General features: G+C 62.8%; 11 protein-coding genes and 1 tRNA gene. 4 read left to right on the forward strand and 8 right to left on the reverse strand.

The window, feature by feature from the left end; all coding sequences use genetic code 11:
- The 7 genes from ACZY0R_RS38455 to ACZY0R_RS38485 form a co-directional block, all read right to left on the reverse strand.
- Positions 1-3144, reverse strand: a complete 3144-nt coding sequence (locus tag ACZY0R_RS38455; RefSeq protein WP_488865946.1) for an efflux RND transporter permease subunit — start codon at positions 3142-3144, stop codon at positions 1-3.
- A complete protein-coding gene (locus ACZY0R_RS38460) occupies positions 3141-4679 on the reverse strand; it encodes an efflux RND transporter periplasmic adaptor subunit (protein ID WP_488865948.1) in 1539 nt (512 codons plus the stop codon). The genes ACZY0R_RS38455 and ACZY0R_RS38460 overlap by 4 nt, the downstream gene beginning before the upstream one ends.
- Positions 4676-5977, reverse strand: coding sequence for a TolC family protein (locus ACZY0R_RS38465; protein ID WP_488865950.1), 1302 nt, complete (start codon positions 5975-5977; stop codon positions 4676-4678). The genes ACZY0R_RS38460 and ACZY0R_RS38465 overlap by 4 nt, the downstream gene beginning before the upstream one ends.
- A gap of 70 nt (positions 5978-6047) precedes the next feature.
- Entirely contained in the window at positions 6048-6449 is a 402-nt protein-coding gene (locus ACZY0R_RS38470) for a copper resistance protein (protein ID WP_488865952.1), read from the reverse strand.
- A 158-nt stretch (positions 6450-6607) separates the two neighbouring features.
- Positions 6608-6814 carry a hypothetical protein gene (locus ACZY0R_RS38475; RefSeq protein WP_488865954.1) on the reverse strand — a complete coding sequence of 69 codons (207 nt, stop codon included), beginning with the start codon at positions 6812-6814 and terminating at the stop codon, positions 6608-6610.
- Positions 6815-6829: 15 nt separating this feature from the next.
- Entirely contained in the window at positions 6830-8272 is a 1443-nt protein-coding gene (locus ACZY0R_RS38480) for an HDOD domain-containing protein (RefSeq protein WP_488865956.1), read from the reverse strand.
- 8 nt (positions 8273-8280) lie between these two features.
- Positions 8281-10062 (reverse strand): putative bifunctional diguanylate cyclase/phosphodiesterase, encoded by a 1782-nt coding sequence (locus tag ACZY0R_RS38485; protein WP_488865958.1) that lies wholly within the window; start codon positions 10060-10062, stop codon positions 8281-8283.
- A gap of 348 nt (positions 10063-10410) precedes the next feature.
- Here ACZY0R_RS38485 and ACZY0R_RS38490 point away from each other — a divergent pair, with 348 nt between their 5' ends.
- The 4 genes from ACZY0R_RS38490 (at position 10411) to ACZY0R_RS38505 (ending at position 12933) form a co-directional block, all read left to right on the forward strand.
- The gene (locus ACZY0R_RS38490) at positions 10411-10830 is read left to right on the forward strand and encodes a hotdog fold thioesterase (RefSeq protein ID WP_045236150.1); all 420 of its coding nucleotides are present in this window, start codon (positions 10411-10413) and stop codon (positions 10828-10830) included.
- Positions 10831-10919: 89 nt separating this feature from the next.
- Positions 10920-10994 (forward strand) — tRNA-Cys (locus ACZY0R_RS38495).
- A gap of 354 nt (positions 10995-11348) precedes the next feature.
- Positions 11349-11792, forward strand: a complete 444-nt coding sequence (locus ACZY0R_RS38500; RefSeq protein WP_488865960.1) for a GNAT family N-acetyltransferase — start codon at positions 11349-11351, stop codon at positions 11790-11792.
- 16 nt (positions 11793-11808) lie between these two features.
- Entirely contained in the window at positions 11809-12933 is a 1125-nt protein-coding gene (locus tag ACZY0R_RS38505) for a bifunctional nicotinamide-nucleotide adenylyltransferase/Nudix hydroxylase (RefSeq protein WP_488865962.1), read from the forward strand.
- Positions 12934-13050: 117 nt separating this feature from the next.
- On the opposite strand, the gene ACZY0R_RS38510 is transcribed toward ACZY0R_RS38505, so the two are convergent.
- Entirely contained in the window at positions 13051-13389 is a 339-nt protein-coding gene (locus tag ACZY0R_RS38510; RefSeq protein WP_035869953.1) for an FmdB family zinc ribbon protein, read from the reverse strand.
- Positions 13390-13438: the final 49 nt, after the last annotated feature.

The raw sequence follows: 13438 nt of genomic DNA on the forward strand, positions 1-13438 counted from the left end.
TCAAGGTTGGGGAAATACCTGCTTCGTCCTCGGCCGACGGAGCAGAAAGAAAACGGCGGGAATAACGAACAGAGATAGCAACGGAGCGGTGACCATACCGCCGACCATGGGGGCGGCGATACGTTGCATAACTTCGGAGCCGGTTCCACCCGTCCACATGATGGGCAGCAGACCCGCCAGAATGACGGCTACTGTCATGGCCTTGGGCCGAACCCGCAGAACTGCGCCTTCCTGAATCGCTTCCAGCAGCGCGGACTGGTCGGTATGGCCGTCCTCTATCTTCTTGAGCCAGGACTGCCTGAGATAGAGCAGCATGATGACGCCGAATTCCGCCGCAACGCCGGCCAGCGCAATGAAGCCTACAACGCTTGCTACTGACAGGTTGTGGCCGAGCAGGTACAGCAGCCAGAATCCCCCAACCAGGGCGAACGGTAGTGTCGCCATGATGAGCAGGGCTTCATCGAACAGCCCGAAGGTGACATACAGCAGCAGGAAAATAATGAGTAGGGTGAACGGCACCACCACTTTCAGCTTTTGCGTAGCACGCTCCAGATATTCGAACTGTCCGGACCAGCTGATGGAGTAGCCGGCGGGCAGTTGCACAGTTTTGGCTACCACGGATTGCATCTCCCGGACCACCGAGCGCAGGTCACGGTCGCGGATGTCGACATAGACCCAACCGGCCAGCCTCGCGTTCTCGCTGCGCAGCATCGGCGGCCCTTGTGTCACCTGGATGCGTGCAACATCCGACAAAAGTATTTGCTGTCCCTGGTCGGTTACGATGGGCAGCATGCGCAGTTGCTCGACGGAGTCGCGGTAGTCTCGTGGGTATCGAACATTGATGGGGAAGCGTGCCAGGCCGTCCACCACCTCGCCGACGCTCTCACCGCCAATAGCGGATGACACAATGCTCTGCACATGCTCGATATTGAGCCCATAGCGGCCGGCTGCCGCGCGGTCGATGTCGACGTCGACATAACGCCCGCCGGTAAGCCGCTCGGCTAGCGCCGAGGTGACGCCTGGTACCGACTTGACGGCTTGCTCTATCTGACTGGCCAGTTTGTCGATTTCCTTTAATTCGGTGCCAGCTACCTTTATGCCCACCGGACTCTTGATGCCGGTGGCCAGCATGTCGATGCGGTTGCGAATCGGCGGCACCCAGATGTTGGACAGACCCGGCACGTTGACGGTCTTGTCGAGTTCCTCCACCAGCTTGTCTGGCGTCATGCCGGCGCGCCACTGGTCGCGTGGCTTGAACTGGATAGTGGTCTCGAACATCTCCATCGGTGCCGGGTCGGTGGCAGAGTCGGCCCGTCCGGCCTTGCCGAAGACGGTCGCTACCTCAGGAACCGTCTTGATGAGGCGGTCGGTTTGCTGGAGCAGTTGCGCAGCCTTGCCGGCCGACAGCCCAGGCAGCGCAGATGGCATGTACAGCAGGTCACCCTCGTCCAGGGGGGGCATGAACTCACCGCCCACTCTCATGATGGGCCATGCGGTCGCCACCAGCAATAAGGCACCAATTGCCACGGTGCTTTTCGGGAAGCGCAGGACCAGCGCTAGCACGGGTTGGTAAAGCCGGATGAGAAAGCGATTGAGCGGATTCGACTGCTCCGAAGGAATCCTGCCGCGAATGAGATAGCCCATCAGGACGGGAATCAGCGTCACTGCCAGGCCTGCCGCAGCCGCCATCGAGTAGGTCTTCGTAAAGGCCAAAGGCGAGAACAAACGCCCCTCTTGTGCTTCCAGTGTAAAAACAGGAATGAACGAGAGCGTGATGATGAGCAGAGAGAAGAAGAGCGCAGGCCCCACTTCGGCCGCTGATTCCCCAATCACGTGCCACTGCTCGTCGCCACGAAGATGTCGGTCAGGATTTTCCTGATGCCAGTGCTCTATGTGTTTATGCGCGTTCTCAATCATCACCACGGCTGCGTCGACCATCGCGCCGATGGCAATGGCGATGCCACCCAGCGACATGATGTTGGCGTTCACGCCTTGATAGCGCATCAGCAGGAAGGCAGCGAGCACGCCAAGAGGTAGGGAAACAATGGCGACCAGCGCGGACCGCAAGTGGAACAGGAACACCAGGCAGACCACGGCCACTACGATGAACTCTTCCAGCAATTTGTGCGAAAGATTCTCGACTGCTCGATTGATCAAGCTGGACCGGTCGTAGGTCGGCACAATCTCCACGCCCGGAGGCAGGCTCTTCTTCAGTGCTTCGAGCTTCGCTTTGACTGCTTCGATGGTTTCGAGGGCATTCTTGCCGGAGCGCATCACGATGACACCGCCGGCGACCTCACCCTGGCCGTCCAGTTCGGCGATGCCGCGCCGCATTTCCGGGCCGAGCTGAATGGTCGCCACCTCCCCAAGCCGCACGGGGATGCCGGCATTGTTCACATTGAGAGGTATGTGCCGGAAATCGTCCAGCGTCTTCAGGTATCCCGAGGCACGGACTATGTACTCGGCTTCGCCGAGCTCCAGCACGGAGCCGCCAGTTTCCTGGTTGGCACCCTTCAGCGCTTCCAGGACCTTGCCCTGTGAAATGTTGTAGGCGCGTAGCTTGTCTGGCATCAACACGACCTGGTACTGCTTCACCATGCCGCCGATGGACGCCACCTCGGCGACATTGGGCAGTGATTTCAGCTCGAAGCGCAGGAACCAATCCTGTAGCGCCCGAAGTTGCGCGAGGTCGTGCTGTCCGGTTTTGTCGACTAGCGAGTACTCATAGACCCAGCCCACTCCGGTAGCATCGGGTCCGAGCGCAGGCTTGGCGCCGGCAGGGAGGCGTGACTGGACCTGGTTCAGGTACTCCAGTACGCGGGACCGGGCCCAATACAAGTCGGTGCCATCCTCGAACAGCACGTAGACGAAGGAATCCCCAAAGAATGTGTAGCCCCGCACCGTCTTGGCCCCCGGCACTGACAACATGGTGGTCGTCAGCGGATAGGTGACCTGGTTCTCAACGATTTGCGGAGCCTGGCCAGGGTAGGTGGTGCGGATGATGACCTGGACATCGGAGAGGTCCGGCAAGGCGTCCAGCGGCGTGCTGCGTGCGGCCCAGATGCCCCAGGCCGTCAGGATGACGGTGGCCAGGAGCACCAGGAACCGATTCCGGATTGACCAGTGGATGAGGTTCGCAATCATGGCTTGGCTCCTGGAGCACCTGCTGTTGCGGGCTGCACCGAAGACAGCACCGGCTCGCCATCGCTGTTCATGTGGAACCGGAACCGGACACGGTCGCCTTGCTTGAACCCCTTCGGCAATCCGGTGGGCGGCGCGGCGAAGTCCATGGTCATGGCTCCCCAATTTATAGAGTCGATGGGCCCATGAGAGATGGTGAGGCTCTCTGCGCTCATGGCCTCGATTCGGCCCACGCCTTCATGTTCCGCTGCCGGGACGGCGGGGGTAGATGCGCCTTCCGGTTCGGCCATCCGATTGGTGGTGCCGCGCAGGCTGGCTTCTGAGTCGATGAGGAATTGTCCCGAGGTGACGACCTTCTGGCCGGCTTTGAGTCCGTCCAATACCTCCACCAAGCCTGAGGCTTCTCGACCAGTCTTGATATCCGCCGCGACAAAGCCATTCCTACCGGTATCGACCATGACAATGTTCCGCTGCCCGGTGCGGATGACAGCTTCGGACGGAATAAGCAGCGCTTCCTTCTCCTGGCCGGCATCGAATCGAACCGTCGTGAACATGCCGGGCAGCAACTGCCGCCCCTTATTGGGCAACACGATGCGGACCTTAATGGTTCGGGTGGCCGGATTCACGTCGGGTAAGACGGTGTCGATCTTGCCAACGAGCGCCTCGGGTGCACCAGTCGGCGACACGCTGACGGGCAAGCCGGGCGCGATGCTGTGGCTTTGCCCTTCCGGTACTTCCGCGATGACCCAGACCTGGCTCAGGTCTGCCAGGCGGAACAGAGTCATGCCGGGCGCCACGGTCATGCCATCACGGACCCCAACCTCGGTCACGATGCCGTCCACCGGGCTAACTATCGCCAGATTGGGCTGCAGCTTCCCCGAGGACTCGACGGCGCTCACTTGGCCGGGCGTCATCCCAGCCTGGAGCATGCGTGCCTTGGCTGCGCTACGCAGGTCGGCTTGGCCGCTTGAAGACATACGGGACACTGCAAGGTATTCCTCCTGCGCTGCTACCCAGTCGGGGGAGTACAACGTCACCAGCGGTTGCCCACGCTTGACCGTGTCGAGCGTTGCCCTGACTGAGACATGCTGCACAAAGGCGTTGGTCCGCGCCTGGGTAACTTGGACGCTGCGCTCATCGATAGCAACGTTGCCGGGCACTTCCAGCACGGCGCCCAGCCGGCCAGCCTTCACCTCGGTTGTTCGAATGCCTAGATTCTGTGCAACACGGCTGTCCACGGTCACGCCGTTGCTACTAGCTTCACTGTCCGCATAGACGGGCACGAGTTGCATGTCCATGAACGGCGACTTGCCCGGTTTGTCGAAGCGCTGGCCCGGAACCATGGGGTCGTGCCAGTAGAGAACACGTTTTCCGGTCTTCGGCTCCGTCTCGCCGGCCTTGTGGACTGCCTCTGCCGCGGCCGGCGCCGGGGATTGGGTGGACTTCGCGCCTTGCGTGACACCAAGGTAATAGGCGCTATAGAGTGCGCCCCCGGCGATGATGACACCCACCGCGACGGAAATGGCCTGTTTCTTCATTTGGGCTCCTTCACGGCAGGCTCGGTTTGTGCGGTCGGAAGCGGGATGAGGAAGGTCAATTCGGCCCACAGCTTTGCCGTTTTGGCTTCAAGTGTTAGCCGCTCGAGCGCCGTGTCGATGGCTCGGTGGTTCGCTTCGGCAACCGCGAGCAGGGGCCCAGTGTTGGCCCGGTATGCCGTTAGTGCTGCGTCCGCCCTGGCGTTCGCAAGCGGCACGATTCTCTCGTCGTAGCGTCTGAGCCGGTCGAGATTGCGCTGCAACTCGGCGAGCTTGGCCTCGACCATGGCCCTGGTATTGCGCGCGATGACTTCCGACTTGGCTCGTGCTTCCTGTGCTTGTGCGAGCCTGGCAGCGACTTCGCGGTCCTGTCGATTGCCCTGGTCCCAAGGCACGGGAAAGCTGATGTTCAGAGAGCCCATATTGGAAAAGGCGGAGCCGCGCTGGCTGTACATCAACTCGACGGTCAAATCCGGCTTCTTATTCTCAGTGGCGGCCCGAATGTCGGCTTCTGCCAAGGCGATTTGCCGTTGGGAAGCCGTCATCTCCGGCAGGGCATCCAGTTCAGTCTGCGCAAACTGCTGCAGGCGCGGGGGAACAACGAGATTCGGCCGGTCCGAAAGTGGGCGACTTGCGGCTTGGCCGACCCAACGCTCCAGATTCGCGCCGGTCGCGTCGACGGCGGCTTGGTTCTCGTCACGGCGGTCCTGCAGTCTCTGAATTTCCATCTCCGCCGCAAGCACATCCGCTCGCGTGCCACGCCCGCTTCGATAGGCGGCCGTGGCGGCCTGACGTTCGAGTTCCAGGGGGTGGCGGTGGTGGCCGAGCAGCACGTCCGTTTGCTGGGCATACCAGCGGTCGAGCCAGGCGGTGGCTACGCTGCGCTGAACATTGGCCAGACCGACGGCTCTCTGCGCCTCTGCGGCGGCGGCTTCCGCTTCATAGCGCTCCGTGCGCGCTCTGCGCTTGTCCGAGCGCGTGAACTCCTGAACAACGCTGACAGAGCGCTGCGTCATGGAGTCCCTGCTAAGAGAGAACTGGTCGGGGCCGGTTACTGGGACGTTGTTGAGCCCGAGCTTGAGGACTGGGTCCGGAAGCTGGCCGGCCGCGACCGCCATTTGCACGGCGGCTTCAACGGCGCCGTTAGAGGTCTCGGCGTTGCCGGCACGCGTGGTGGCCAGCGCAACGGCTTCTTCGATAGAAAGAGGGGGTGCCGACTGGCCGTGCACCGGCAGCGGCACGGCCATGCCAAGCACAGGCGCGCAAAGCAGCGCCTGCATCAAACGACGAGGGAAAAGCATAAAGCCTCCTGGAGCAACGACAGCTGTCCCGGTCTAGCGAGACAGCACCCGAATTGCGTTGCTCAGGAGGCTAAGTGCGATAACAACAGTGGAGAATGGAGAGCCGTGGCGGTGGCGCGCGCGGAATGGCGTCGCCGTACACCAGTGCAAAGTGGTCAACCGTGGGCGCCGGCGTTGGCGCTACCACGTTCAACAGCACGGGCAGAAACGCCGGAACTTGCGGTGATGCATGGTCGACAGATTTTGAGCCAAGCTGGCAATGCTCAAGGCAAAGTCCGTCATGCGCCCCCGTGTCCTGTTGGGCATTCTTCGCCATCTCCGGGCACGACTCCATCATGCCGGCCATATCGTCCGTCTGCTCAAGCGAATAACGGCTTCCCGTACAGGCGTAAGCCGCCGCTGCCAGTTGCACTGTCAGGAAGGCGGTGATGAGGAACCCGGCAAGCCATAGCCGGCGAAGAGACGTGCGCACGAGAACTGTTGCTTATTTTGACAAGAATAGTATCAGCGTTCAGCCATGATTGGGATGGACCTGCCGCGGCAGGTTGTCGCACAGTTACCGGGCCTCCCTCCGTCACGCCGAGGCGCCCCGGCGTGACGTCCTCGTCCCGCCGGAGCCTCTGACGCAGCCTATTTGGGCTGCATCGGCATGGGCGGCGCCATCATCTCCCGGCAGGCTTTCATCATGACTGCCTGGTCACCAGCCTTCTGCCGCATCTCCGCCTGTTTGGCTGCGCGTGCTCTCTCAATGACGTACCAGTCTGGCCCCGCGTGCGCGGTCTTCGTCGCGCTTGCTTGTCTCAGGTGCCCGGCAACCAAGCCAAGTGTGGCGCGCATTCGTTTCCTCCAGGGCTACCGGTGCTCGGCAGAGCGGAGAAAGCTCGACGAGATTTCCCGCGTCAGAAGATCGAACGATTCCATTTCACCGTCGGACAGTCCGCCCGCGCAAATCGTCGTGCCCCAGTCTCCGCAGATCATCGCGACACAGCGGTTCTTGATCATCACGGGCGCCACCAGGATGGACCTGGCATCGGGCATCTGCTCGCGATACCAGCGCGGGACGCGGTGTGCCAATTCCTTGTCGAAGGAGTCTTCAAAGAGCAGCGGCTTGTGCGCGATGGCCGCGAAGTGAAAGATATCGGGGACAAATCCCTCTTCAAACGATAGCGCCTCCATCTTCTCGCGCATGCCTTCGCCAAATCCGACGCGCGCCCCAAAGCGTTTCGCCATCGGATTGAGCAGCATGAGAAAACAGTGCGAGAAATTCAGCGCCCGCATGGCCGATTCGAGCACCAGCGGAGCCAGTTCGGATACCGGCAGTCCGCTGCCCTCGCGTTGTATCTCAAGGAGACTCTGCTGAAGCCGCTTGAGCGCATCCTTGGGCTTGCCTGCGTTCCGGGGAGGGTTCGCATCGCCCGCATGGTCTGTATCCGGGGACTCCGCATGTGCCATGGACACGTTCAATGCCAGGGCCTGCTTCACCGCGCCTTCGACCGCGGCGGTTTGCAGGCCCAGCGCCTGCGCATGAGTCAGGAGCAAGGCCTGGACGGCTGCCTCGGGCGCATCGCTGGCGAGCATTGCAGCGCCCCGGGCGGAAACGTCGGCGATGGCGCCCAGCCAGTCGGCATGGGATTCCAGTACGGAATCCGCATCGAAGCGCTTGCGCAGCATCGAGTTCGCGATCACGGCGGGCAGGCGCCATTTCATGGCAGCTGCCTGCGCGATATCCTCCAGGGTCACGTCAAGGACTCGCTGGCAGGCTTCGCTTTCCTGCATGGCATCTCCCTCGCACAAGGCCCGGATCTGTTCCCACTCTTCAGGAAAGTAGAAGATGAGGAGAAGGCGGCTCATGTGGTGCATCAGCGTGCAAACGACGGCCTCCTCGGCCTGTCCGATGCCTTGCGCGTTGCTAAGCGAGCGCGTGAGTTCGCCGGCGATCAGGGCCTGCTTGAGTTCGTGGGAGGCCTGGGGGCGGTTGATTGCCACGCCGGAGAAATAGTCCAGCAACTGGACCCCCAGCGTGAGATGGCTAATCGCGTCGACGCCCAGGACCAGGATGGCGCGCGACACCGTCGTGACCTCGCCCCCGAAAGAGCGGTACATGGCGGAGTTGGCCAGGCGAATGACCTTTTGCGACAGGCTGAAGTCGGAGAGCACGGCAGCGGCCATCTCGCCGACGCTGATGTCGCTGCTCAGCGTCTTGAATACGTTGTCGATGCAGAACTGTAGCGTGGGGAAATCCCCTTGCTGGGCCATCCGGTTCCATAGCGCATCGAAGAACTGCTTGTTTTGCATAGCGGCGTCTACTTCGAGAATACTTGCGAACTGCCAAGGCGCAGCTTTCCGCTTTGCGTTTGATTCACGAACTGGATCGGGTTCATTGCCTTTGCGTAGCGCCACCCCTGCACCAGTTCACACCCTTGTTCGGCCAGCAACAGGCTTTGCTCCTTTGATTCCACGCCTTCCGCGATGGCGACCAGCCCGAGTTCCCGCGCCAGGGACAACACGGCAAACACAATGGTCCTGGCGTGCGGCGAGTCCATCATGTCCGCGACGAAGCTCCTGTCGATCTTCAAAGCCGAGAGCGGGAAGCGGCGGAGGTAAGACAAGCTGGAATAGCCCGTCCCGAAGTCGTCCACCGCGAACCGGACTCCCAGGGCGCGCAGTTCCATCAGCAAGTCCTGCGCCGCTTCGGGGTCGGTCATCAGTGCGCCTTCCGTGATCTCCAGGACCAGCCGGTGCGAACTGATGCCGGCGTCCTTGATCGCCCTTCTGACGCTATCCGCGAATCCCGGGTGCCTGAACTGAACAGGCGAGACGTTGACGGATATATATCCCACATGCAGGCCCAGCGCATCCCAGCTTGCCAGCTGCGCGCAGGCGCAACGAAGGGCCCATGCCCCAAGGTGGTTGATGAGGCCGTTATGCTCCGCAACCGGGATAAACACGCTCGGGGGGACTGGCCCCGTCGGGTGCTCCCATCGCATCAGCGCCTCGACTGCGCAGACCTCGCCTGAACCGGGCCACACGATGGGCTGATAGTGGAGAAGGAACTCGCCGTTCTGGACGGCCTCGAACATGCCCTGCTCTATCCGGAATTGTTCATCCAGGCGATGCTCAAGCTCCGGCGTGTAGACGCAATAGCGGTTCTTTCCCTGCGCCTTTGCGTCATACATGGCGAGGTCAGCGCGCTTGAGCAGTTGCGACTCGGACTGATGGGCGTGCGTGCCGAAGGTCAGTCCGAGGCTAGTGGTGACACGGATCTGGCAGCCTGCGAGATGAAAGGGCTGCCTGCAGGCATGTATCACTCTTTCGACCAGGCCAATGGCCGCCGCTTCCGCTGCGATCCCGTCCAATAGCAGCACAAACTCGTCGCCGCCCAGCCGCGCGACCACATCCTTGGGACGAACGGCGTCCAGCAGCCGCACGCTGACTTGCTTTAGCAAGGCATCGCCAAATTCATGGCCCAGCGAGTCATTCACCTTCTTGAACCCATCGAGGTCCATCAAGGCGACCGCAAACGGCGTCTTTCCTGTTCCGTCTTCGGCAAAGTAAGCGGAAATGCGCTCGCGCAGGAATGCGCGGTTGCCCACGCCGGTCAATGGGTCGCGAAAGGATGCCTCGATAAGCCGCTGTTCATTGTCAACCCAGTGGGTAACGTCGTAGCCAAACAACAACAGACAAACGCTGCCGTCTTCATTTGCGTACCGGCAGACCCGGAGGTCCAGCCATCGGCTTTCGCCCACCCCGCCGGAGAACCGGATCCGGCCGCGCTGCAAGGAACCCTCTTGTTCGCAGGCCAGGAGCAGATCGGCAAGCTGTTCGCGTTGTTCGAACGAGACCACATCCAGTATCGAGGACTTGAGCAGGTATTCGCGGGGATAGGCCAGCAACTGAGCCGATGCTTCCGTTGCCAGCACGATGTTGCCCGTGACATCGATTTGCAGGGCAAGTCCGCCTGAGGCTTCGAGCAGCGCCCAGGCGTCGCGCGCCGATACATCGGCCGACGAGGGCGTGCTCCGGTCGGATGCCGGCCATCCAGGAGGCTCGTCCGCTAGCACAGCATCATACGTAAACGACGTCATGGAGCTCTTGTTGAAATCCAGGCTGGATTGAGAATCCCGATAATTAAACGCCGCCGGCGCAAGCTTGGTGCCGCTATGCCGGGCATTGGTCTTTGTCACGTGCGCGGCCGTCCCTGGCTTTAAAGTGATTTTAAGTGCATGTTGACCATACAACGCATGTCAGTTTAACGCTTAACCGCGACGGCGCATTGTCTCAAATGCGCTGGGGAAATGGAGATCGCGTCGCCGTGGCCGGCGCCGCGCCGGCCGCAACCCGCCGGGCCCGGGTTTTCCGGGCAAGACGGGCCACGTGAACCCCCGGGGGACTGGTGCCTTAGAATGCGGGATAAACAACATCGGAGACCGTGCATGCTGTGGAAATCGACCCCGTCCCTGAAAGACCTCCAGGCCCGTCACAAGGACACCGCCGTCGAGCAACTGGGTATCGAGTTCACTGAGATCGGCGAGGCGTCGCTCAGTGCGCGCATGCCGGTGGACCGCCGCACCGTGCAGCCGCACGGCATCCTGCATGGCGGGGCTTCGGTGCTGCTGGCCGAGACGCTGGGCAGTTGCGCCGCCAGCCTGTGCCTGGATAGCGCAACGCAATACTGCGTAGGGCTCGATATCAATGCGAACCATGTGCGCGCGGCGCGAACCGGCTATGTGACCGGCACCGCCACGCCGGTCCATATCGGCCGCACCACCCATGTGTGGGCCATCGACATTCGCAACGACGAAGGCAAGACGGTGTGCGTCTCGCGAATCACCATGTCGATTCTCTCGCGCTGAAAGCCGGCCGGGTGCCGTGCAGAGTTTTTTATTTCCGGCTACACTGCGCCCCGCACTGTAGCGGATGCCAATCGAGGCCTCCCGGCAGCGGCGGGGTGGCAGAGTGGTTATGCTACGGTCTGCAAAGCCGTACACGGCGGTTCGATTCCGTTCCCCCGCCTCCAGCAAGGCCCTGATTTTTCAGGGCTTTTGTTTTTTCTGGTGGTATCAGGTTCCACCGGAAGGCGATTGCCGACGGTCCGGTCGGACTCGCCGGATGCATTCCCAAAACCCGCGGAAGTCCCTTCAGGCATCCATGCCGCGCGCGCAGAAGCGCAACCTCCGCGCGCCGGCTCAGGATCCGCTCCCCCTGTCTCGCCCGGCATGACGCACACAAACGAGCGTCGCATCCGGCGAATCAGATACGAGTTATGCCGTTTTTCCCGGCTGGAACATGTCGCCCGAATCATGTAGTGTGAAGTCAACGCAGTCCACCCATGACAACCTCCGCCATCGTGCGTGGCGGGGAGATAAATGCAATGACAAGAGATCTGCGTCTCCGCGTCGCACAATCGGCCGATTGGCCGGCAATCGCGGAAGTCCTTGAAACCTGTGGCCTCGCCAGCGACGATCTCGATCCCTCGCTGGCGTTGTTCCATATTGCCCTGCTCGACGGCGTGATCGTCGGTTGCGCCGCCGCCGAAGGCTATGGGGAAACCATTGTCATGCGTTCGGTCGCCGTGCTGCCGCCCTATCGCGATCATGGCATCGCTTCCCATATGGTTTCCGCCGTGCTGATGCGCGCGCGCGCCAACGGCTGTACGCGCGCCGTGCTGCTGAGCGCCACTTGCCCCAGCTACTTTGCCCGCTACGGGTTCTCGCTGATCTCGGCGGATCGCCTGGCGCCGGAAGTGCGCGCCTCGCGCGAGTTCCGGCGCCAGGAGGGGACGTTGCCGCTGTGCATGTGCTGCGAACTGAAATGACCTGCATGACGTACCGATGAACCAGACGAGCCAGACAAACCAGACAAAGCAGACAAGCCCCGATCCTTTCGGATACCTGGTCTGTATCGGTCGTTTCGAGCCCTTCCACAATGGCCATTTCGCCATGCTGCGCCAGGCGCTGGCACAGGCCCGCACGGTGATCGTGGTGCTGGGTTCGGCGGGCGGGGCCCGTACCGTGAAAAGTCCGTTCACCGCCGGCGAGCGCCGCCAGATGATCGAGGGCGCGGTGGCCGGATGGGATGCCGCGCGTGTTGCCGATCTGCGCTTCGTGGCGGTGCGGGACTATTGCGAGAGCGTGCGCTGGACGGCTGCGGTGCGCGCGGCAGTGGACGCCGTGCCGGATGCCCGGCCGGCATTGGCGGCGGCTGCGCAAGATGCCCCGCGCGTCGGCCTGTTCTGGCATGTCAAGGACGCGTCTTCGGGTTATCTCAATGACTTTCCCGGCTGGGGCCTGGTGCCGCAGCCAAGCTTCGGACAGCTCAATGCGGCCGACGTGCGCCAGCAGTGGTTCGAGCAGCAGGGCGAACTGGGCGAGCTGGTGCATGTACTGCCGCCGCCGGTTGCCGCCTTCCTGCGCGAGTTTGCCGCGGGCGGGGCCTTCGCGACGTTGCTGGCGGAGTATCGCTTCCTGCAGGACCACAAGAAGCGGTGGGCGGCCGCGCCCTATCCGCCGGTGTTCGTGACCGTGGATGCCGTGGTGCGCTGCTGTGGCCAGGTGCTGCTGATCCGCCGTGGCGGACAGCCGGGCCGCGGCGCATGGGCGCTGCCCGGCGGCTTTCTCGATCAGCACGAACGCGTGGCCGATGCGGTCCTGCGCGAACTCGACGAGGAAACGCGCTTCGGCTTGCCGAAGGCGGCGTTGCAGCAATCGTGCCGCGCCCAGGCGCTGTTCGATCATCCCGAGCGCAGCCTGCGCGGACGCACGCTGACCCACGCCTTCTTCTTCGACCTGCCGCTCGATGCGCTGCCCGTGGTGGCCGCGGCCGACGACGCGGCCGCGGTGCGCTGGGTGCCGCAGCAGGAACTGCTGGGGCTGGAGGAGCAGATGTTCGAGGACCACTTGTTGATCCTCGATCGCTTCCTGCATCTGTTCGACGGCGAGGCGCAGCCAGCAGGCTGATTCGCCTTGTGCCGGGACGCCCGCCGGATGGCCTAGTGGCCGCCGAGGCAAGCCTGCGCCAGCGCGTCGGCGGGACCGCTCGCCATCACGCGTTAGCAGCCCGCAGCCAAAGCATGCCTAGTGGCTGATCATCCAGGGCCGCCCGGCCGGATTTCCTTTCGGCGCATTCGCCGCCGCGCCGGGCGCCCCGGCCAGCGTCACCTTGCTCCCGCAGCAACCACAACCCGGCCCATGCCCGCCGCGCGCCGATTCGCGCGGCGCGGCGGCGCTGCGCTCGTTGATGGCATGCGCCCGGCGCGATGCCGCCGGCATGCTGGCCAGCGATGGCGCGGCAACCAGGGCGCGGTCGGCGAAGCCGCCGCAGGCGGGGCAGGCGCATGGCTCGTCGCGTCGCGCGATGGGACGCATGGCAGCGAAATCGCCGCAGCCCGGGCAGCGGTAATCGTAGGTTGGCATCTGGCAGTCTCCGTGTCTCGAATGGGCCCGGGCGCGCCGTGGTGCGAGG

The sequence above is a fragment of the Cupriavidus sp. F041 genome, assembly GCF_057814235.1.

Coding starts and splice junctions, on each gene's coding strand:
- ACZY0R_RS38455 (WP_488865946.1), bottom strand. CDS start 3,144: ATGATTGCGAACCTCATCCACTGGTCAATCCGGAATCGGTTCCTGGTG.
- ACZY0R_RS38460 (WP_488865948.1), bottom strand. CDS start 4,679: ATGAAGAAACAGGCCATTTCCGTCGCGGTGGGTGTCATCATCGCCGGG.
- ACZY0R_RS38465 (WP_488865950.1), bottom strand. CDS start 5,977: ATGCTTTTCCCTCGTCGTTTGATGCAGGCGCTGCTTTGCGCGCCTGTG.
- ACZY0R_RS38475 (WP_488865954.1), bottom strand. CDS start 6,814: ATGCGCGCCACACTTGGCTTGGTTGCCGGGCACCTGAGACAAGCAAGC.
- ACZY0R_RS38480 (WP_488865956.1), bottom strand. CDS start 8,272: ATGCAAAACAAGCAGTTCTTCGATGCGCTATGGAACCGGATGGCCCAG.
- ACZY0R_RS38485 (WP_488865958.1), bottom strand. CDS start 10,062: ATGACGTCGTTTACGTATGATGCTGTGCTAGCGGACGAGCCTCCTGGA.
- ACZY0R_RS38490 (WP_045236150.1), top strand. CDS start 10,411: ATGCTGTGGAAATCGACCCCGTCCCTGAAAGACCTCCAGGCCCGTCAC.
- ACZY0R_RS38500 (WP_488865960.1), top strand. CDS start 11,349: ATGACAAGAGATCTGCGTCTCCGCGTCGCACAATCGGCCGATTGGCCG.
- ACZY0R_RS38505 (WP_488865962.1), top strand. CDS start 11,809: ATGAACCAGACGAGCCAGACAAACCAGACAAAGCAGACAAGCCCCGAT.
- ACZY0R_RS38510 (WP_035869953.1), bottom strand. CDS start 13,389: ATGCCAACCTACGATTACCGCTGCCCGGGCTGCGGCGATTTCGCTGCC.